The organism is Sporosarcina gallistercoris (genome assembly GCF_014836415.1).
GTDB classification, from domain to species: domain Bacteria; phylum Bacillota; class Bacilli; order Bacillales_A; family Planococcaceae; genus Sporosarcina; species Sporosarcina gallistercoris.
Window position 1 is genome coordinate 84,262 of record NZ_JACSQY010000007.1, and the last position, 21,226, is coordinate 105,487.

19 protein-coding genes are annotated in these 21,226 nt (G+C 43.7%); 5 read left to right on the plus strand and 14 right to left on the minus strand.

Annotated elements, in window-relative coordinates; all coding sequences use genetic code 11:
* Positions 1-3: 3 nt before the first annotated feature.
* The 5 genes from H9659_RS10345 to H9659_RS10365 form a co-directional block, all read right to left on the minus strand.
* Positions 4-831 carry an undecaprenyl-diphosphate phosphatase gene (locus tag H9659_RS10345; protein ID WP_191690175.1) on the minus strand — a complete coding sequence of 276 codons (828 nt, stop codon included), beginning with the start codon at positions 829-831 and terminating at the stop codon, positions 4-6.
* A 3-nt stretch (positions 832-834) separates the two neighbouring features.
* Entirely contained in the window at positions 835-1,449 is a 615-nt protein-coding gene (locus H9659_RS10350) for a DedA family protein (protein ID WP_191690177.1), read from the minus strand.
* A gap of 415 nt (positions 1,450-1,864) precedes the next feature.
* Complete coding sequence (locus tag H9659_RS10355; protein WP_191690179.1) at positions 1,865-3,478, minus strand: long-chain fatty acid--CoA ligase; 1,614 nt, start codon at positions 3,476-3,478, stop codon at positions 1,865-1,867.
* A gap of 53 nt (positions 3,479-3,531) precedes the next feature.
* A complete protein-coding gene (locus H9659_RS10360) occupies positions 3,532-4,680 on the minus strand; it encodes an acyl-CoA dehydrogenase family protein (RefSeq protein WP_191690181.1) in 1,149 nt (382 codons plus the stop codon).
* A 25-nt stretch (positions 4,681-4,705) separates the two neighbouring features.
* Positions 4,706-5,854, minus strand: coding sequence for a thiolase family protein (locus tag H9659_RS10365; protein WP_191690183.1), 1,149 nt, complete (start codon positions 5,852-5,854; stop codon positions 4,706-4,708).
* Positions 5,855-6,052: 198 nt separating this feature from the next.
* Here H9659_RS10365 and H9659_RS10370 point away from each other — a divergent pair, with 198 nt between their 5' ends.
* The 5 genes from H9659_RS10370 (at position 6,053) to H9659_RS10390 (ending at position 9,842) form a co-directional block, all read left to right on the plus strand.
* Entirely contained in the window at positions 6,053-6,400 is a 348-nt protein-coding gene (locus H9659_RS10370) for a lmo0954 family membrane protein (protein ID WP_191690185.1), read from the plus strand.
* Positions 6,401-6,412: 12 nt separating this feature from the next.
* Positions 6,413-7,021: a PspA/IM30 family protein gene (locus tag H9659_RS10375; protein WP_191690187.1), complete on the plus strand. Its 609-nt coding sequence runs from the start codon at positions 6,413-6,415 to the stop codon at positions 7,019-7,021.
* Positions 7,022-7,487: 466 nt separating this feature from the next.
* Complete coding sequence (liaF, locus tag H9659_RS10380; protein ID WP_191690189.1) at positions 7,488-8,189, plus strand: cell wall-active antibiotics response protein LiaF; 702 nt, start codon at positions 7,488-7,490, stop codon at positions 8,187-8,189.
* Positions 8,186-9,232, plus strand: coding sequence for a sensor histidine kinase (locus tag H9659_RS10385; RefSeq protein WP_191690191.1), 1,047 nt, complete (start codon positions 8,186-8,188; stop codon positions 9,230-9,232). Before liaF ends, H9659_RS10385 begins: the two co-directional genes overlap by 4 nt.
* On the plus strand, positions 9,207-9,842 hold the full coding sequence (locus H9659_RS10390; protein WP_191690193.1) for a response regulator: 636 nt from the start codon (positions 9,207-9,209) through the stop codon (positions 9,840-9,842). Before H9659_RS10385 ends, H9659_RS10390 begins: the two co-directional genes overlap by 26 nt.
* Before the next feature lie 45 nt (positions 9,843-9,887).
* Here H9659_RS10390 and H9659_RS10395 read toward each other — a convergent pair whose 3' ends face one another.
* The 9 genes from H9659_RS10395 to H9659_RS10435 form a co-directional block, all read right to left on the minus strand.
* Positions 9,888-11,792 (minus strand): mechanosensitive ion channel, encoded by a 1,905-nt coding sequence (locus tag H9659_RS10395; RefSeq protein WP_191690195.1) that lies wholly within the window; start codon positions 11,790-11,792, stop codon positions 9,888-9,890.
* 142 nt (positions 11,793-11,934) lie between these two features.
* Positions 11,935-12,201, minus strand: coding sequence for a hypothetical protein (locus tag H9659_RS10400; RefSeq protein ID WP_191690197.1), 267 nt, complete (start codon positions 12,199-12,201; stop codon positions 11,935-11,937).
* 207 nt (positions 12,202-12,408) lie between these two features.
* Positions 12,409-13,392 carry a hypothetical protein gene (locus H9659_RS10405; RefSeq protein ID WP_191690199.1) on the minus strand — a complete coding sequence of 328 codons (984 nt, stop codon included), beginning with the start codon at positions 13,390-13,392 and terminating at the stop codon, positions 12,409-12,411.
* A gap of 16 nt (positions 13,393-13,408) precedes the next feature.
* Entirely contained in the window at positions 13,409-14,785 is a 1,377-nt protein-coding gene (locus H9659_RS10410; protein ID WP_191690201.1) for a sugar phosphate nucleotidyltransferase, read from the minus strand.
* 33 nt (positions 14,786-14,818) lie between these two features.
* Positions 14,819-16,000 carry a glycosyltransferase gene (locus tag H9659_RS10415; protein WP_191690203.1) on the minus strand — a complete coding sequence of 394 codons (1,182 nt, stop codon included), beginning with the start codon at positions 15,998-16,000 and terminating at the stop codon, positions 14,819-14,821.
* Between the two features lie 32 nt (positions 16,001-16,032).
* Complete coding sequence (locus H9659_RS10420; protein WP_191690205.1) at positions 16,033-17,370, minus strand: sugar transferase; 1,338 nt, start codon at positions 17,368-17,370, stop codon at positions 16,033-16,035.
* 104 nt (positions 17,371-17,474) lie between these two features.
* Entirely contained in the window at positions 17,475-18,518 is a 1,044-nt protein-coding gene (locus tag H9659_RS10425; RefSeq protein WP_191690207.1) for a glycosyltransferase family 4 protein, read from the minus strand.
* Positions 18,515-19,771 carry an O-antigen ligase family protein gene (locus tag H9659_RS10430; RefSeq protein ID WP_191690209.1) on the minus strand — a complete coding sequence of 419 codons (1,257 nt, stop codon included), beginning with the start codon at positions 19,769-19,771 and terminating at the stop codon, positions 18,515-18,517. Before H9659_RS10430 ends, H9659_RS10425 begins: the two co-directional genes overlap by 4 nt.
* A complete protein-coding gene (locus H9659_RS10435) occupies positions 19,758-21,224 on the minus strand; it encodes an oligosaccharide flippase family protein (protein WP_191690211.1) in 1,467 nt (488 codons plus the stop codon). The genes H9659_RS10430 and H9659_RS10435 overlap by 14 nt, the downstream gene beginning before the upstream one ends.
* Positions 21,225-21,226: the final 2 nt, after the last annotated feature.

A 21,226-nucleotide genomic window follows, 5' to 3' on the forward strand; every position in this document is an offset into this window, starting at 1 on the left:
TTCTTAAACGAAAACGATAATCGCTAAAATGATCGCGAGTATGATGCGGTAGATGGCAAATGGAACGAGTTTGACCTTCGAGATCAGTTTCAAGAAGAATCGGATCGACAGCAATGAGAACACGAATGCGCTTATGAACCCTACGATATAGAACGAAATGTGATCCATCGATAGGTATTCCCAGTTTTTCAAGACAGACACGAGACTGGCTCCCATCATGATCGGAACTGCCATGATGAATGTGAAGTCCGCTGCGGTTCTGTGGTTCATTCCAAATAATACACCACCTGAAATCGTGGCCCCTGAGCGTGAAAATCCTGGCCAGAGTGACAGACATTGAACAAGGCCGACAGTGAATGCTTGACGGTATGTAATTTGGTCAAGCGTCGTTACGCGCGGCGTCTTCGGACCGAAACGATCAGCTGCAATCATAAGAATCGCACCCGCAACAAGCGCAAAGATGACTGTTTCAACACCGAACAAATAATCATCGATCAAATCTTTGAGCGCAAACCCAAGGATTACAGCCGGTAACATACCGACGATGACGTGAAGCAAGTTGAAACTTTGGCTCGCTTTCTGGCCATCCACTTTATAGAGACCGACTAAACTGAATAGCCGTTTCCAGAACACAACGACAACGGCTAGTATTGAACCGAGCTGAATGACAATTTTAAATGTGATGGAAGGATATTTCCCAAGAAACTCTTCACTTTTCAACCACATGTCGTCAACAATAATCAGATGCCCTGTAGATGAAACAGGCGCAAACTCAGTCATTCCTTCAACAAATCCTAATATCAGCGCTTTTAGAAATTCAAATAAATCCATAAGTTAGTATACCCGCTTTCTGCGAAGCCTTACATACCACATGCATGCAGCCACTCCGCCAATTCCTATTAAAATATACACAACGTTTGAATAGATGTCCATATATCGGATGACCGATTCAAAGTGCGACCCAAGCTTTACACCTGTAAAAATGAGAACACTGTTCCAAACCAAACTTCCTAAAGTCGTGAGCAGGATGAAAAGAGGAAAGTTCATCCCAGACATTCCAGCTGGTATCGAAATCAGACTTCGAACAAGCGGTATCACTCTGCAAATGAGCACTGTCCAAGGTCCATACTTGTGGAACCATGCGTCAGCTCGACGGATGTCCTTCCGCTTCAACCTGAGCCAGCGGCCATAGCGATCTGTAAGACGTTCAAGCCGGGGAACGTCAAGAAACATGCCGATACCATATAGCATCATCGCTCCGATCACCGATCCCGTCGTAGCCGCTACAATCATCCAGCCCATTGATAAACCGTGTGATGCCACTAAAAACCCGCTGAACGTCAAAATCAATTCAGAAGGAATCGGAGGAAACAGGTTTTCCACTAAAATAAGCGCCAGCACGCCGTAGTAACCATATTCCGCCAATAACTCCATGATCCATCCTTCCATCCTCACCCTCCCATCACTAGTTGAAACTAAATTGCATAACGCCCGCTACTATTACTCATAGATCATAGTGAAATGCTCATAAAACTTCTGATTTGATCATAAACTACGGATTTTGCTCCTAAATCTCGAATTCTGATCATAAACCCTCGCATTCCGCTCATAAACCTTGAATTCTGATCATAAACCCTCGCATTCCGCTCATAAATCTTGAATTCTGATCATAAACCCTCGCATTCCGCTCATAAATCTCGAATTCTGATCATAACCCTCACACATAACTTGTCATAAAGACGACATTCCCCGCTACAAGTTCCGCCTAATCTCTATTAGTTTACGGAACAAGCTTCCATTCTATGACTGCAGCACAACAAAACCCGTCCAGCACTCTCCGCCAGACGGGCTACTTCTCTCCTGTTTACTTCGTTTCCACCAGTTGTTTGCGCAACGCGGCTTTCAAGAACTTCCCTACAGAAGTTTTCGGAATCTCTTCCATAAAGATGATGTCGTCGGGGACCCACCATTTTGCAAACTGGCCTTCCATGTACTCCAACAGTTCCGTTTTCATTGCCTCATTCGCTTCCTGTCCATCCGCCAACACGACACAGCCAAGAGGACGTTCTTGCCACTTCTCATGAGGCACTGCAATTACCGCCGCCTCAAACACAGCATCATGCGACATAAGCGCATTTTCCAAGTCGACAGATGATATCCACTCGCCGCCACTCTTGATCAAATCCTTCGTCCGATCTGTCAGTTTCAAATAGCCGAACTCTGTCATCACCGCAATATCACCGGTATACAGCCAGCCGTCACGGAACGCTTCGGACGTCCGCTCATCCTTATAGTATTCATCTGCAATCCAGGGGCCTCGAACCGCAAGCTCCCCCATCGTCTTACCGTCCCATGGAACTTCACCATTTTCGTTGACGATCTTCACATCCAGACCCGGCATCACGAGCCCTTGCAGCGCCCGAATGTCAATCCTATCATCCATAGACAGATCATCCATCCCTGACGTCAATACCGACAAACTGACGAGAGGCGACGTTTCTGTCATTCCATAACCGATGATGAACGGAACTTGATAACGTTCTTCAAATGCACGAATCAGACCTTTCGGAGAAGCCGAACCGCCACAGACGATGGCACGCAACGAAGACAGATTACGTGGATTTGCGTCTTGCGCTTTCAAGACTGCCAGCCAAATTGTCGGAACGCCGGCTGTCAATGTCACTTTCTCTTGTTCGATCAAATCGAGCAGCAAATCCGGGATGATCCCTGGCCCCGGAAGCACTTGTGTGGAACCGAAGAACACAGCGGCAAACGGCAGCCCCCATGCATTGACATGGAACATCGGTACGACGGGCATAACGACATCCCGCTCATTTAGTCCCATTGCATCTGCCAGTCCGAGTGCATAACTGTGGAGCACAATCCCTCGATGCGTGTAAACAACGCCTTTCGGATTGCCCGTCGTTGCGGATGTATAGCACATGCCCGCCGGCGTGTTTTCATCCAAATCCTCCGGAAATTCAAAAGTGTCCGAAGCATCGTCAAGGAGCGTTTCATATGCATGGACATTCGGCAAGCTCGTCTCAGGTACCTCTTTGCTGTCTCCCATGATGATATAGTGTTTCACCGTTTTCAAAAGCGGAGCCAACTTCTCCAGATGCGGGAACAAATTATCGTCGACCAACAGGATTTCGTCTTCCGCATGGTTGATGACATACGCAATATGCTCAGGAGACAAACGGATATTGACCATGTGCAAAACCGCCCCCGTACAAGGCACGCCAAAGTAGGCTTCCAAATGACGATGATGATTCCAGCCGAATGTCGCCACTTTCGTTCCATGCTGCATACCCAGTTTTGTCAGTGCATCTGCGAGCTTACGCGTCCGTTTCGCAAATTCACGATACGGGATGCGGTGAATCGTATCTGCTGCGGTACGTGAAATGATGAGCTTTTCCGGGAAAAACTGTTCAGCACGACGGATGAACGACGTTAAATTGAGTGGTGTTTGCATCATAATGGCCATCTCCCTTTGTCCTTTGAATTGGTCAAGCGTGACTTATAAGTGAATTAAAGTCCGAGATTTTTAGCAATGATCACTTTCATGATTTCGTTCGTTCCTGCGTAAATCGATGTCACCGGGATATCACGATAGCGGCGAGCGATTTTGTACTCTTCCATATACCCGTATCCTCCGTACAACTTCATGCATTCTGTGGCGATTTCACGGGCACTTTCCGTAATCCAGTACTTCGCCATCGATACTTTCGTAACGACGTCTGCACCACTCATGTGGTCTTCGATTAATGACTCCAAGAATGTCTTTCCAAGTTCCACTTTCGTTGCGGCTTCGGCCAGTTTGAACTGCGTGTTTTGAAATGAACCGATCGGCTTGCCGAACGCATGACGCTCCTTCACATAGTCCAGCGTCATCTCCAACATGTCTTCTGAAGCCGTTTGAGCTGATAATGCAACGAGGAGCCGTTCTTGCTGCAGCTTTTGCATTAAGTAGTGGAACCCCTTGTTCTCCTCACCAATCAGATTCGCAACAGGAACTTTACATTCCTCGAAAAAGAGTTCTGCTGTATCTTGGGAATGCATCCCGACTTTGTCCAGCTTACGTCCTTTCGTGAATCCTTCCATTCCTTCTTCAATAAGCAGAAGACTGATTCCACGATGCTTCGGCTCCGCATCGACGTTCGTCTTCACGACAGTCAAGAACAGGTTGCCATTTATGCCATTCGTAATGAACGTCTTCTGTCCATTGACAATGTAGAAATCGCCTTCCTTACGCGCAGTTGTCTGGACACTCGCCAAATCAGACCCCGTACCCGGTTCGGTCATTGCTACTCCCGCGATGAAATCCGCCGTCAAGCAGCCTGGCAGATAACGTGCCTTCTGCTCGTCTGTTCCGTACGATTCAATATATGGAACGACGATGTCATTATGCAAACCAATTCCTGTCAGGCCTGCACCGACACGCTCCATCTCTTCCCCAATAATGACCCCGTAGCTGAAATCCAGTCCCAAACCGCCATAGCGCTCCTCAATTTGAGGACTAAGAAAGCCCATCTCACCTAGTTTGCTCCAAAATGTTTTAGGTACAAGACGCTGTTGTTCCCACTCGTCGTAATACGGCACAGCTTCCTTCTCCAAAAACTTACGCAGCGTCTTTCTGAATAAAACATGTTCCTCCGTTTCAAAACGATAGCGTTTCATCCGCCTCGCCCCCTCAATAGTGGGATCAGATCATTTCGATAATCGTCGCGTTGGCCATCCCCATCCCCTCACAAATCGCGAGCAGCCCGAAACGTCCTCCAGAACGTTTCAATTCGTGCATCAGCGATACGAGCAACTTCGTTCCCGTTGCGCCCAAAGGATGACCGAGCGCAATCGCGCCGCCATTGACGTTCAACTTTGTACGATCGGCTCCCGTTTCCGCAAGCCATGCAAGTGGAACAGGAGCAAATGCTTCATTCACCTCATAGAGATCCATTTCTTCAATCTTCAACCCAGCCTTCTTCAGCACTTGATGGGTCGCTTCAATTGGACCCGTGAGCATAAGCGTCGGATCTGAACCGACAACTGTTCGTGCAACAATCCGCGCAATCGGCTTGACGCCAAGCGCCTCTGCCTTCTCTCTGCTCATGAGCAGCACCGCAGATGCCCCATCGCTCATTTGACTTGCATTTCCCGCGGTGATGACGCCATTTTCATCAAATACCGTTTTTAATCCCGACAGCGCTTCTAGCGTCGACTCGGGACGAGGTCCTTCATCTATGGAAAACAACTTTGAATTTCCGTCCTGATCCATGACGGAAACTGGAACGATTTCTTCTTCGAATCGTCCGCTATCTATTGCACGCATCGCTTTCTGATGGCTCTCAAACGCGAACTGATCGAGATCTTCACGCGATAACTTCCATTCGGATGCGATTCGCTCAGCAGATAGACCTTGGTTAATGATTTCGTATTGAGAAGTCAATTTACCGCTTGGCTTCGATCCGTGCATATTGGAGAACATGGGCTCCCGTGTCATACTTTCAACTCCACCTGCAATCACAACGTCCATATCCCCACTGGCAATAGCTTGTGAAGCGAAGTGTACCGCTTGTTGACTCGATCCACATTGACGGTCAATCGTGACTCCCGGAACGGTGATAGGGAAACCGCCGATCAGCGCTGCTGTCCGTGCAATATTGCCGCCCTGCTCACCTGATTGTGTCACACAGCCAAGAATGACATCGTCCGTTTCTTCTTTCGCAACACCCGCTCGTTCCATCAATTCGTCCAATACAAGCGCGGCGAGTTCATCGGGGCGTGTGCTGGCCAGAGTCCCCTTTCTTCTTCCTACTGGCGTTCGCACTCCTGCAACAATTACAGTCTCTCTCATCATGACACTTCCTAACGTTAGAATAGTCCTAGTTTTCTAATAACTATACCAATCTTTGAAAGCGGTTTCAATCTTTGCTTCGTGGACTTGATTGAAACTCAGCCTAAAGTATGAGACAAATCTCCACACCAAGCCTGTTTGGATAAATTCCATTCCATCTTATCATTAGGATACAAACGAAGGGAGGCACCACATACCATGAAAAAATTTCTACTCGCTGTGTTAGGAATTATTGCCGCAATTGTCGCTGTTGTTAACATCGGCTCAATTCTAGCGCTTGCAATTTCAGCAGCAGCCGCCATGTGCGGATGGCACTACTTCCGCAAAAGCGACTCAACAATCGGCCGCATTCTCTGGGGAACCCTCTTATTAGTCGGAGTCCTGACAGGGATTTCCAACATCCCCGCATTCATCGGACTTCTTGCTGCAGCAGGAGCTTACTATGCATGGCGCAAATGGAAACTGAACCAACGTACGAATAGCAATGTGATCGATGCAGATCCCTTTGCAAAGTTTGAAAAACAATGGAAAGAATTCACTAAATAAGGAGGGCTTTTGATGAACGAACTATGGTACAAACTAAAATTTGCAATTCAAGACGATATTGAACAACTGACTGCCAAACACAAGACACAAAATGCCGCAGATGTATTGAATGAAACCATCAAGGAAGCCGAGCAACAAACGAAAGCAGTTGGGAAACTTTTGGAGCGCCAACGCATTTTGCGCGATGAAGTCACAAAGGAACTACTTGAAGCTGAACAGCTCACCGAAAAACGTACAGAACAACTTTCTTTAGCGGAAGCGACAGGAGATGAAGCGCTTATCCACTACGCGAAAGACGAAGCAGAAGCTTATCGTCGGCGCCGCGATGAATTGCGTTCCCTTGAAGTGGAAACAACGGAATCGATGATTGCGTTGGAGCGCCGTTTTGAAAGCATGAAACACAAAGTGAAAGACATGCAAGTGCGCCGTTTGAAGCTGATGGGAGAGGAAAACGCAAAACGCGCCAACAGCCGGATGGATCGCATCTTCTCTGCAGATCTGGAGCCTTCTTCCGATGAGCCTGGAAATCGTGCCACGACCAAGGATGATGACATCGCATCCATGCGTCGCCGTCTAGAAGATTTGACAGCAGAAGAAGCAACCATCGAGAAAATCGTGTAAACTGGAAAGACGGCAACGAGCTGTCCGGGTCATCAAGGACATCCTTGACCGCCCGGCAGTTCTTTTTTCTGACACGGGATTGCTTGGGGGCGGGGTTCAACGTGGGAACGAGCGGGTTCCTCCTCGGAATGAGCGGGTTCAGCGTGGAAACGAGCAGGTTCCGCGGGGAAACGGGCGGGTTGCCCGAACAATTGAGCGGGTTACATCGGAAATCCGAATTCCTACACTCCTCCTCCCTAAATGCGCAGCGAAGCGGAGCACACCAATCAGGCTTGGTTTTGAATGAGGGAAAGAAGAATTGGTCGCGACCTTGGATATGCGTAGGAGAAGGTGAATTACCGCGGAAACGTGCGGGTTGATACGTAGAATGAGTGGGTTGTCACGCGGAACGAGCGGGTTCATCTCGCAAATGGGTAGGTTACCCCGTATAACTTAGTACTGACATCGAGAAAGGAGAAGAAGTGAAATGAAGCGGAGCAAAACAGAACGGATGACGTTATGGATCATGGCGTTTGCGCTTATCGTATTTGTGGAAGCTGGTTTGTTCGGGAACGGGAACGTCATCTTCTTCTTTTTCGGTGCCATTGCCCTATACTTCGGCCTGCAGCGTCGCTCAAAATGGCTGGTCATCATAGGCGGGATATTTATCGTGATCGCTTTGCTCTCATTGTGGAGTTTGCGTTTGCTCATATTCGGCGTGCTGCTCTATCTTGTTGTCCGCTTATGGAAAGGCACACCTGCCGAAGAAATTATGCGGCCACTGAAAGAAACGACGCGGGAAACACAGAACGGTATTTGGAAAGACCGGCTTTTCTCCAGCCAGTCGACCCCTTTCACTTCTTATGAATGGCAAGATGTCCATGTACAAGGGATCGTTGGCGATTTCTATATCGATGTGACCGACACGGTGCTGCCAAAGCAGACCTCTTTCATCTCCATCCGGCAAGGGTTCGGTCGTGTGAAAATTGAGTTGCCATATGACCTCCCTGTGCGTATCCATTGCTCCGCCTTGTTCGGTGAATGTCGTCTGTTCGATTTAACACCAAAGCGCTTGTTGAACGAATCCATCCATATGAAAGATGGATACGACCGATCGATTGGCGAAGAAGCTGAACTTATCATCTCACTATCCGTCCGATTCGGGGATGTCGAGGTGATTCGGAAATGACCGGACTCTTTTGGCGAGGGATTCTCCTATCAACACTATTCATCACAGTCTGTGCCGGGGGATTATTTTACATCATCGAATACACTCCATCCTTCGAATGGCAACACCTGTACAATGAGAATTTACTCGAAGTACCAATCGGCATTTGGCTGCTCGTGCTCCCGATCACTATCGGATGGTTGTTTTCTTTCTGGATGTACAGCATTGCGCGCTCAAAGGAAAAGACGATTGAACGGACACTCAACCAACTCGCAGAAGAAGGACTTACTTCTTCGAACAAAAACATCTCACGCAAACTGAATCGGACAATCGCTTCCGTATCAGAAGTATTGGAGACACAAAAACGCAGTTTGCAGCGTATTACTGATCAACGGGCCGAGGACCAAGATCAGATCATCCAAGAACGGCTGATAGAAGAACGCCAACGACTTGCACGTGAACTCCATGACTCCGTCTCTCAGCAATTGTTCGCAGCCTCCATGCTATTGTCGTCCCTTACAGAAAGACCCGATGAAACAGCACTCCAAAAACCACTGCTCCAAGTGGAACGGATGGTGCAACAAGCTCAACTGGAGATGCGTGCATTACTCCTTCATTTGCGCCCAGCAGTCCTCAATAGCAAGTCGCTAAAAGAAGGTCTTGAAGAATTGCTGACCGAACTTCGGGAAAAAGTGACGTTCACAATTCGATTCAGACTCGAGGACGTCCCTCTTTCCAAAGGTGCAGAAGATCACTTATTCCGCATTGCACAGGAAACGCTTTCGAACACCCTCCGTCATGCACAAGCAACGGAGGTCGATGTCGTATGCGTCGAACGTGATGGTCTAGCGATTTTCCGAGTACAAGACAATGGGATAGGATTCAGTGAATCTGGCGGAAAAGGTGGTTCTTACGGTCTTCAGAACGTCAAAGAGCGCGCAGTTGAAATCGGGGGCGTATGCAAAATTGTATCCGTTCCTTCGCAAGGAACGATTGTCGAAGTGAAATTACCGATTCGGACAGAGGAGGAAGAAGCCGATGATACGCGTATTACTCGCAGATGATCATGAAATGGTTCGCATTGGTGTATCTGCTTATCTAGGGACTCAGCCAGATATGGAAGTTGTCGGGGAAGCGGTCAATGGCGGGGAAGCCGTTGAAAAAGCGCTTGAATTGCGGCCCGACATCATATTAATGGACATGGTCATGCCGATCATGACTGGTGCAGAAGCAACAAAAGCAATCATCCAACAATGGCCTGAAGCGAAAATTATCGTCGTCACAAGTTTCCTGGATGACGATAAAGTCTATCCAGCGCTTGAAGCAGGGGCAGCCAGTTACATTTTGAAAACATCCAATGCCAAAAGAATAGCTCAAGCAATTCGTGAAACTGTCCAAGGTCAAACTGTTCTGGAGCCCGAAGTGACGGTGAAAATGATGGCCAAAATGCGGAGTGGCGGATCTGATCAACCTCTTCATGAAGAGTTGACGCAGCGCGAGCTCGAAACCTTGTTGCTCCTCGCTCAAGGGAAGTCCAATCAGGAAATTGCAGATGAGCTGTTCATTTCATTAAAAACCGTCAAGACGCACGTCAGTAATGTACTTTCAAAACTCGAAGTCCAAGACCGTACTCAAGCGGTCATTTATGCCTTCCATCATAAGTTGGTTCAATGAAAAACGCGCAGCCAGGATTTTTCCCGACTGCGCGTTTTATCGTATTTAATGATTATGATCGTCCTTAGGCTTCTGGTTGTTCCACTGCTCATGAGCTTCTTTGTTGAAACGGCTGCGCTCCTCGTGGTCACTATATGGATACTCTTCACCTGGTTCCACTTCGTTATAACCTGTATCGACGTCATTTTCTGTGAACGTAATTGGATCATTCCCTCCGAAGTTGTCAGCTGGTGGAACGTCATTTACATCAGAATGTACAGGTCCTCTTAAGCCGGCTTCAGGATCGCCAGGAATGTTATCAGAGGGTGGAATCGGCGGAGCTTGCTCAGTTGCTTGTTTCATCTGTTGTTTCTCTTGTTGCATCTGAGCTTTTGTAGTATTCATTCCATCTTTCGCCTGTTGCTTTGCTTGTTCTGCATCTTGCTTCATTTCCTCTTTTTGCTGTTCCCAATTTTCTTTGGAAACATCCGCATCTTGCAAGCTCGACTCCATTTTAGACAAGTAGCGTGATGCATGATCACGTCCTCCAAGTCCGAATGCAAGTCCGAATGCCAGAGCAACGCCACCCAAGATCAGGATGAATGCAGCGTTGATGATTGCTGGTGCAATCCCAAGCTGACTAAGTGCCATGAAGAATGCAAATGCGAGAATTGCATATTTTGCAACATAGCGGAGAATGTGCGGATTCCCTTGCTTCGTCTGCATCACACTTCCGATGAACTTCTCAGCAAGGTTCGCAAGCCAGAAACCTACTGCGAGAATAAGAACTGCGGCAAGAACCATTGGCAAGTAAGCGAAAATTGCAGTTGCTAACGTCACCATGAACGCGAGTTGTACAATTTGAAGCGCTTCTACAACAAACAATAGAATGACTACGATTTGAACAATTGTCCCAATGACGGAGGATACAGTGAAACTACCGGCACGCGCGTTAGTCTTCACACCCATCTTATTCGATAGGGAGTCCACACCGAGATTTGCAAGTAACGTTTCCACAACGCCTTTAATCCATTTCGCGACATACACACCTACGAGTACCAAGGCAATCGCGACGATGATTTTAGGAAGCATGACCATGATGTCATTCAACATCGCAATGGCAGGCTGGGAAATCCCTTCCAAGTCCAGAACCTCAAGCGCTGAAATCGTCACAGGAATCAAAATCAGAACGAATACGATGGTTCCGATCACTTTTGAAATGCTCGTCCCTTTCACAGCAGAAGACACTTTCAGTTTATCTGCAATTTTGTCTGTGCCGATCGATTCTAGCAAGTTCGTCACAATCATGCGGACAATTTTAGCGATCAGGAAACCTACTACAAAGATGAGTGCCGCCCCAACGAGCTTAGGGATGAATGCGACAAACCCTGTTAACAAGTTCTCAAACGGACCGCTTACGCCACTTAACCCTAGCGCATTCAATACTGCCGGAATGAATAGAAGTAAAATCAAGTAGAAGGCAACGTTCGCAGTCGTCGAAATCCATTGTGCTTTATCAACCGACTCTGCAGATCCGCCTACTTTAGAGACATATTTATGCACATTCACTTTGTGTCCAGCAGACAGAATCAGTTTTTTCACGACAGTTGCAAGTGCCCACGCAAGCAATAGGATGAGTCCTGCTTTCAAAATACCGAGAACCGCACCACTAAGTCCTGCAAATACATTCAAGAACGGTGAAGAAATGGTATTGAGGTTCATCATATTAAAGAAGATGAGAATGGTAAGCAGTAAAATACCGAAGAATACAATTTTTCCAGCGATTCGGTCGGCACTCCACTTCTGGTGTTGCATGTTCAATCTTTCATTCATGCGACCTTTCTTCATGGCTTTGACAACTGCACCTTCGGCAACTTTAGCAATGATAATACCAATGATGAGTACGATAATGCCTAACAGCAGGTCAGGTAGCCAGCTAAAAAGGTTTGAATAGTACGGGTCTCTGAACATTGAAATCCTCCATTCCAGTAAATAGTCTAGTCATCTATTCCTACAAATGGAGATTGGTAAACCTCTTAGTCTTAAACTTCCAAGAGAAATAATCCCCTTTTAATCGTACAGAAAAACCAGCTGACTGGATGTGTCAGCTGGCTTATGTGTTCCGTTTGGATTCGTTCCATTCCGTGTGAGCTTTTTCGTTGTGGTTCCGTTCTGAGGGGTTCTCTTCATTTTCCGTATATGCAGAAGGAGCATGCTCCGCAGTTTTGTCTTTTTCATTTTCCCGGAATTCGTGCGTGAAATTTGAGTCGGCAGGATCTGATAACGGCAACTCATCCGTTGGTCCTGCTGGTTTCCCTGGCTTCGGCACTTTAGGCTCTAAGTCTTCCTTATTTGGATACTTCCCATCTTGAATCGTCATTTCAATCACTCCCATTCACTTTAATATATATTCCTAACTATCCTTGTATCTTTCCCTGAATTCTCAAACTTTAAACTAAAAGAGACTTCAGGGAACGGCACTCCCTAAAGTCTCAGTTCATTGAACTCACGTAACTTCAATACTTTTTCAGCTTATCATCATGCTTCTATGAACACTTAGCCATTCAAATTATGAATCGTTTTCTGTTCAATACTTATTATCTCGCCCTTTATCACTGATTCGATTAGCTGCTACATTCATATCCAATTTATTATTTTCTGTTTTTGCTGAAAATACTACAAGCGGTTCGGAACCTATAACGCGTTGTGCGTCCCAAACCATCCCGTCAAACTTATTATACGAGCTGTCTGCCTGTACTAATCGTTTAGATCGCTCCGTCAACTGCACTTGCAGCCCCGTGAAGAGATTCCCGGAACTTTCATTTGGAATGGTAATGGATCCTATGATGTGGATCCCTATCACACAATCATCTATCGTCATATTTCCAAAACGATTCGCATTAATCCAACTATATGTCCCAGCTCCTGGATTCTCAGCTTTTAGTTGGATGGCTGTTTTAAAGCCCACTATTGAGATGTTTTCAAACTGAACAAAGCTAATATTGTGCCATTTACCTTTAGCATAAAGGGAAAGACCCGTGCCCTTGTTGCTTTTACTTTTATTAATGATTGTCATATTTTCAACTCGAGTTTTATTCGAAGCATCGTACTGATCGTTACCTTTTAGAAAAATAACTTCTGATTGAAAGACTGGATCCATTATTTGAATCGTTCCATTCCTAATTACCGAATCCTTTTCAACCGTCAATACTCGATAGTTCCCTTTAACCGCTAGGACAGAATTCGTTCCAAACTCTAATTCCACTCCTTTTTTAACGGTAAAGCCAGACTTGATTGTATATACTTTATTGGCTCTCAACTTTACTTTCTCTTTCTTTTGCGAAGCACAAAAGTCGATAGCCTGCTGAATTGCCTTTGAGTAATCTTCTGTTTGACCGCTCTCATTTGTTATGAAGTCTTCTACCGCAACCGTGTCTTCCTGTTGACTTAGGTTATTTTGTACCACATGTGCACTCCCCCATATCTCGGTGTTCCACATTAAATAAAGAACAATGGTAATGTTGATGACAAAGATAGCCATATATCGAATTCGTACATTTTTAATTTTCATTGAATCATCTGCTTTCCTAGCTCACAACTACACTACAATGCGCCACCACCTCATCCCATTTCATGTATATGCGAAATATATCTTCTTCTATAAGCTTAGAACCCGATTGAACTTCAATAAATTCTAAATCTGTCATTGCCTTTATACCGTGCTCTGCTTCTATTGGAATTTGAAGCACATCTCCCGCCTTCACGGAATACAGTTTGCCATTAAGCGCAAACTCCCCAGTTCCTTTAATGATTGTCCAAACTTCCTGTCGATAGCTGTGTTTCTGATAGCTAATATTTTTAGAGGACTTTACACAAATACGCTTTGTTAATACCTCTGCCCCATCTTTCACCTTCATATGATCGAGTACGCGATACCAACCCCACCGTCGTTCTTCATACATGGGTCTTTTGTTCACGCCATCCAAAAGTTCTTTAACTCGCGGACTTTCACTTTTTTTCGATACCAGAATACCATCGGGGCTTGCTGCGATAATTAGATCATTCACACCGATTGCTGCAATAGGAATAGCCAACTCGTTAATTAAGTGCGTGTTTGTGGAATTTGTAGTCATTACACAATTACCAATTTTATTTGTAGACATTTCTTCAGTTAGCGTGTTCCATGTACCAAGGTCTTTCCAATCCCCTTCATAAGGAATAGCAATTACCTTTTTTGCATTTTCAACAACTTCATAATCAAACGAGCGATTAGGCAGAAGCGAATACTGGTTGTATAGTTCCTCATATACGACTGGCAATCCCCGTTCTTCAAGGATTGAAAGAATATATTCCAACTTAAACGCAAACACTCCTGTATTCCACAAAGCGTGCTGCTCTATTAAATGTGCTGCTTGCTGGTGAGTCGGCTTTTCCTTAAAGTGACTGACCTCTAAATAGCCTAGATGATTACAGTCTTTTTTAGGAGTTAGATAGCCATATTTTTCTGACGGAAATGTCGGCTTTTTCCCTATTAACGCAAGATCTGCGTTGGAGTGTTTTAGTGCACCTTCCAAACCACCTACTCTTAAAAAAAAGCTTTCTTCGACATACGGATCCACAGGAAGTACTGCAACAACTTCCTGTGACCCAATCCCTTTGACAGAATATAAATAGACTGCAGCTAGGGCGATAGCCGAAAAAGTATCTCTTCTTTCCGGTTCAATACTAAGTGGAATATCGGAACCAATTTGATTTTGAATTGCATCTACCTGGGACTTACTTGTAGCAATCATTGTAGATTGTTGCAGACCAGCCTTATCCAGCTGTCTCCACACCCTTTGTACCATCGATTCCATCAGACCCTCATCATCAGCAAGCACTTGCAGAAATTGTTTCGATCTTGACTCATTTGATAATGGCCACAAGCGCTTTCCAGATCCACCAGATAGTAAAATTAGTTCCAATTCTGATTCTCCTATTCACTTTTTTTAAGGTGTTTACGAGGCTGTATATGCTCCAATTAATTGATCAGTCACTTTTTTCTGTGAAAAATGCTCCGACACAAAATCGCTCGCCTTCACAGTTACAGTTTCCGCCAATTCATGGTCGTGCAAAAGTCGTTCAATCTGCGTTACAAATTCGTCATTATGTTCGCAAACAAAGGCCTCTTCCTGATGTGTAAAACCAATTCCTGAATTGGTTATCGTACTCATAACAATCGGACAGCCAAGACCTGCTGCTTCCAAGATTTTGTTTTGCTGGCCAGCACCGAAACGCAGAGGGCAAACATATACAGCCGCCTTCCATTGCCACGGTCTAATATCTTCTACAAATCCCGTTACGACAACGCCTGGGATCTTGTTCAATTTTTTTATGTCAGCTGCAGGATTGGCCCCTACTAGCCAGCACTCCAAATCAGGGATTTTTGCTTTAAGTGGAAGGTAAATCTCTTTCACAAGCCTTTTCGCTGCGTCTACATTCGGGGCATAGTTCATAGTTCCAGTGAATACTAAAGCATTCTTTCTGTTTTCCAAAGGATTCCGGTAAAAGTAGGACAAGTCTATATAATTTGGAACTACATCTACTTCACTGACCCGTCTTGAATGAAGAAAATCCTTATCTGCCAGAGAGGTGATAATGGCTTTGGAACTTTGTGTTTTTATGAACATTTCATACTTTTTCATTCTCCCCAGTTCTCCCCCAACGACCAGCTTTTCGAATGGATTTTTTGACCACCGGTATCTTCTTTCCAAATTCAGGCTGATTGCATCAATATAGTCCACAATCAATTTCGAATTTGGAATGGTTAATAAAGGGAAGTTATGAAGCATTTTCGATTGAACATGTATGATGTCATAATGCGTTTCACTTAAAATCCGTTCAAGGAGCACGTTTAAAATAGGAAATGAAGCGAGCGATACACTTAATGGATATTTTTTAAGGAAAAAGCTTCTTATTATTGAAAAATTGTTGTTTTTTGCTTTCATCTTGAACTTTTCTTCATTCGAACCATTCATTAAAGAAGCAGCACAGCACCAGTATGCTTCGTCATTTTCTTGATATAGATAGTGAACGGTATGTCCTTTACCCAATAAACTTCTTATTTGCTGAAACGCTCTCACTTGATCTCCTTTTCCAGGAACTTTCGGCTTTCGATGAGTAATAAATAAGATATTCATGTACTATCCCCTTTTATAAACTTGAAGCCTGATTATGACCGAGTAGTTGTAATAATTTCTTTTTTCTTCCGATTGTTTATTTCTCCCACTCCTCTTGCTTGCCCTCGCTGAAAGAGTATTCGAATAGTCTGCAGTACAATTTTAATATCACTTCCAAGTGAATAGTTGCGAATATAGAACAAGTCAAATCTCAGCTTATCTTCAGGAGTCGTTGCGTACTTTGCCATTACTTGCGCTAGTCCTGTTAATCCTGGTTTCACAGTCATCCTGTAAGAGTATTCCGCCATTTCTCGTTGGAATTGATCACAAAAAAACTTTCTCTCAGGTCGTGGTCCAACCAGGCTCATCTCCCCTTTCACGACATTGTACAATTGTGGTAACTCGTCCAGTCGTGTAGCACGCATCCATTTACCAATAGGGGTTATTCTTGAATCACGCGCTGTCGCCAACACTGGTCCTGTCTCTTTTTCCGCATCTTGAACCATGCTTCTGAATTTATAAATCAGATAGGGCTGCCCGTTTATTCCAAGACGTTCTTGCTTGAACAATGCCGGACCTTTAGACGTTAATCGGATTAACATCCATAAACTAATCATTACCGGACTAGTGGCCACCACCAATAAAAAGGAACCAACTACGTCAAAAGTACGTTTTAATACTCGTTTGACGATGGTAGATTCCACCACCGGAATGGAAAGAACAAGCATATCATCCACTTGCTGCTGAGTGGATCCTTGTATAAACACTTCAAAGAACTGGGGAACAATCAGTATTTCCTTTTCATACTTCACACATAAACTAACGAGTCGCGTTCTTTGTTTTTCATCGACCAAAGGGCTAATCAGTACTACATCGACTTCTTGCAAAGAATTTTCCAGTCTTTTTTTTCCACTTGCTAGAAACAAACCAGTGACGATATACCAACCTTTGTGATGTGAAAGAAACTTGTCAGCTAGTGCGATTCCACTGGTTTCATCATTAGCGACAATCAGCACCTTTTTCTGCCCATGAAGGCCCTTGACTATTCGCCAAAAAATGAAGCGACTGCCTATCAAAAGAATGACATGAATCAAACTAGCGGTTAAAACGACTTCGAGTGAAAGATATTGCATAGGATAATAACTGCCGCCCAAAACCGATAGAAATGCAACGATAGTTATAGAAAATAGGATTATATAGATCAACGGAGTAAATCCTTTTCGCTTCAAATCCAAATAAAATCCGAAGAGATACAAAACACCGCACGTCAACGCTGCTATATACGTTACTGATTGAGCATTATCTAAAGGAGAGGCAGCACTATTCAAAAGTAAAGAAGCAGTAAAGTAACCTAAATGAATTAACGCAATATCGAATAACACAAGTGACATTTTTCCAGTTCGCCTTTCGCTACTCCTTATCATTGCAACCCCCACCCATTTAGACAACTTCGCTCTTTTAAGATTATAGTTACAACATTTGTTTCTAATCTTTTCTATAAATACTGCAGCATCGTTGCGTTAATCATTTTTTCTGAGGAAAAATTCTTCTGAACCCGCTGGTTAGCATCCTCCGCCATTTTCAATCTTAATGAAGGATTGTTTTTCATCACGTGTATGTAATTACAAAAACTTTCAACCGAGTAGTCAGATACGAGAAATCCCATTTTGTCGCTATTTATTGCTTCTTTAATGCCGCCTGCATTCACTGAAATGATTGGAGTTCCAACAGCCATCGCTTCAAGAATAACCATTGGGAATACTTCACGATGAGAAGTCAAAAGAAGCACATGCATATCTCTAATGAACTTCTCTGAATCCTTTATGTCTCCCATCATATGCACTTGCTTTGTCAGCCCCGAATTTTCAATCATTTGATTGATTTTTGTATATTCCGGCCCCTGCCCGCCTATATAAAATTGTATATGCTGATCATTGTTGAGCTTCTTTGCAATTTCCAGAAACAATTCATGATTTTTTTCTGATGAAAGTCTTGCGAGAATTCCAACCTTAAAGATGTCTGTTTGTTTTTTCGGATGATACATAAACTTTTGTAAGTCTACTCCGTTATAGATTGTTGTAATTTTTCCTGGCTGAACACCCAGTTGCAACAGGTTCAATCGTTCATCGTCACTGACTGTTATAACTCTAGTCAGATGACGATTTACTAACGAAACAAAGATGTTGCGAAAGCGTTTTTCCATCATCGTAATATTATGTTTTGTATAGATAATCGATAGCTTTTTAGGGAGTATTTTTTTTAGTACTACGGCATACAAGACCATTCTCAAGCTGTTTGCATGAATTACATCAATCTTGGATTCTACTACCCTTCTCATAATTGTTATTAAGTTCGCAAGATGATTATGGCGCGATAAGTGACTAAAGTTTGTTTTATTGTTGATTTGCTCGTACAGCTCTCCTGGTCCTGCTGCTGTGTAAAAAACAAGCTCTGGATGCTTTAACTGATTCTCCAATTTACAAAAGTAGTTTTCAGCTCCACCTGTTGTGAGTTTATCCGTCATTAATAACACATTCATTTCCAGTATCCTCCTAGAGAGTCAGTTGAGCGTTCGATATCTGAGGGGGTATTTTTTCTCTGCACGTTCTCTTCCCGTTGAAGAGTTATCGAGAGAATAGCGAGGTAAAGAATAAATACTTCATGAATAATTAGAGAAAGGGACATAATTTGCAATAGAAATGCTATGAAGATTAAAAGTAAATACGTATGATGCTTCATTAAGCGTCTTTTCAATAGCTGAACAAATACTAGGAGAAGAAATATGAAATACATAACAAATCCTAGCAAACCGGATTCCGTTAAAATTTGTAACAACGTATTATGTGTGTACAGATTTTCGCCATAATGAACGTTGTTGTATTCGATAAAGTTATCTGCTCCAATTCCCATAACAGGATGCGCTAAAAAGTATTCCCACGCCCGTCCCCATAGTTCAAAGCGGCCGCTTCCTCCATCATTCGAAAAGTCCTCAATTCTTCCTACAAGGAGCGCGCCTACATCAATTTTCATAATGAATATTGCAAAGTACGCAGCTGGTATGAAAATCACGCCTATCGTCGTCATCGTTCTCCATCTTTCAGAAGAATTGCTGATTACAATGTAGATCATAATTATGAGAAGCATTGCCAAAATACCGCCTCTTGAAAAAGTTAAGACCGTTGTAAGTATGCATAATGTAAATCCGATTTTGTTCCTGACAGTGGTCATATTCGTTAGGAAGTATGCAAAAAATATAGAGTTATAGAACACAAACAAATTGGGATCTTGCAGCAGACCGACTAACCTTGGATAATCCCTGTCAAAGAGAACGCCATAACTAACCGACATTTCCTCCGTCATTTGTAACCCCGTTTTTTTGATGCCAGCTATATACAGCAGCAGGCTGACAGCATTAAAAAGCAAACCGGATTTCGCAATCGCCTCTTGGATTGCGAAATTAGAATACATTTTCAAGACAAATTTCAATATAAAATAAAAGCCGATCAGTAGAGCAATACCCGCCATCATACGAATGCTGGCAAAAGGATATGCTGAAAAAGCGCCAGTGAAAACGTAAAACAAATAAAATAAAATTAACACTATTTCGTATGAGTACATCTTTTGAAACGAAAATGAAGAGAGATGAAAGAGTAAGAAAATACATAAAAAGATCATATAAGGCTTTAAATAAAAACCAATATATACGTTATAATTACTTAACATGAAGGTGAAAAGTAATAAAAACAGACCGGTATGCCGCTCTTTCAGAGTGACAGATTTAAGAAAGCCCATCCCCTATCCCCCGCTCTGTCGTCTCTTCTTCCGCTCTTTTTTCTTTATATATGAACCCCTTTAGTTTATGCAGTAACTCTCTATCAGCTACCAGGATCACTGTTAACGACAGTAAATGAAGACTTGCAGCTAGCACAGGAGATTCGGAGAAGAAATAATTCATGATTACAAATAAAACAATAAAAAATGATAAATAAGGAATTAACATGTTCACCGCCAACGCTTTCTTAGCTGGATTTAAAAACCAATACCCTGCTAAGGAAACCAGCTCGATCCCCACTGCAGCACATGCTGCACCTTCTATACCATACTGACGACTAAATCCAACATAGAAACCAATTCCAATTAGAAGTGCTGCTGCCTGAATTGCTGTTCTCCGATAATGCAGAGCTTTCGTGGTCAGCCCATCAGCTAGCGCCACATTAATACTTTGCAGTACGAGCATTAAAGACAAAATTTGCAAAGCGTTAGAAGCGGATAACCACTCGTTTCCAAACAACGTACTAATTAAGGGTTCGGGTATATAAAAAAAGGATACTGTCATCGCCATGCCTGTTAATGCCATCATTTTTAGTTGAAGTAGGTTTAGCTGCAAGTGCTCCGCCTCACCTTTGCCGTTATAGCTCTTAAACAGTGCCGGGTAGAATGCACCTGCTAGTACGCCTGGAATTTGGTACAGTGCAGAAGGTATACGATAGGCAACAGCAAAAAAACCAACCTGTTTTAGTGTTAATGTCCTTTCCAACACAATGGGTCCGAGCTGTGGTAGGAGAACGACCAGCAAACCGCTAATAATGAAAGACGTCACATTCTTTAACAATCCTCTATGGAATGCATGCTTAAAGTGGATCGTGGTCCTCTTTGCTACCAAGTGAATCCCTACGAATCCTGCGAGTAAATACGAAAAACCATAAAACAAGCAAATTAAGAACGGATGCAACGACAACATCATTCCACTTAAAACAGAAACTACAAGCAGCAGGGCTGAACAAATACGAATCAGCCCTAAATATTGCATTTCTTCTATTAGTTGAAAGTAAGTAATACTAATACTCTGAAGCGCCAACCCTGTCACCATAGGCAACATTAAATAATACATAATTTTCATTAGTTCTGGCTGATTCTGATAGAGCAACTGGATTAGGAAATACCCCGCTAGAAGTGTAATCCCCAATAACACAAGCCTGACTTTAACAAAGGAAGAGAGTAGAGCAGTTAGACTCACTTCTTTTTTAGAACCTTCACGGAGTACCGCAACACTTATTCCGGCATCCGTACAGTACCCCATAATCAAGGCATAAGCTAACGCAATACTAAACATTCCATAGCTTTGAGAATCCAAATACTTTGCCAAAATCACAAGTGTTACAGCGTTAAGTCCACTAGAAAAGATTGTGCTATAAAACAAATAAACTGCATTTTTACCAATAGAGTTCTTTTTACCATGTTTCACCA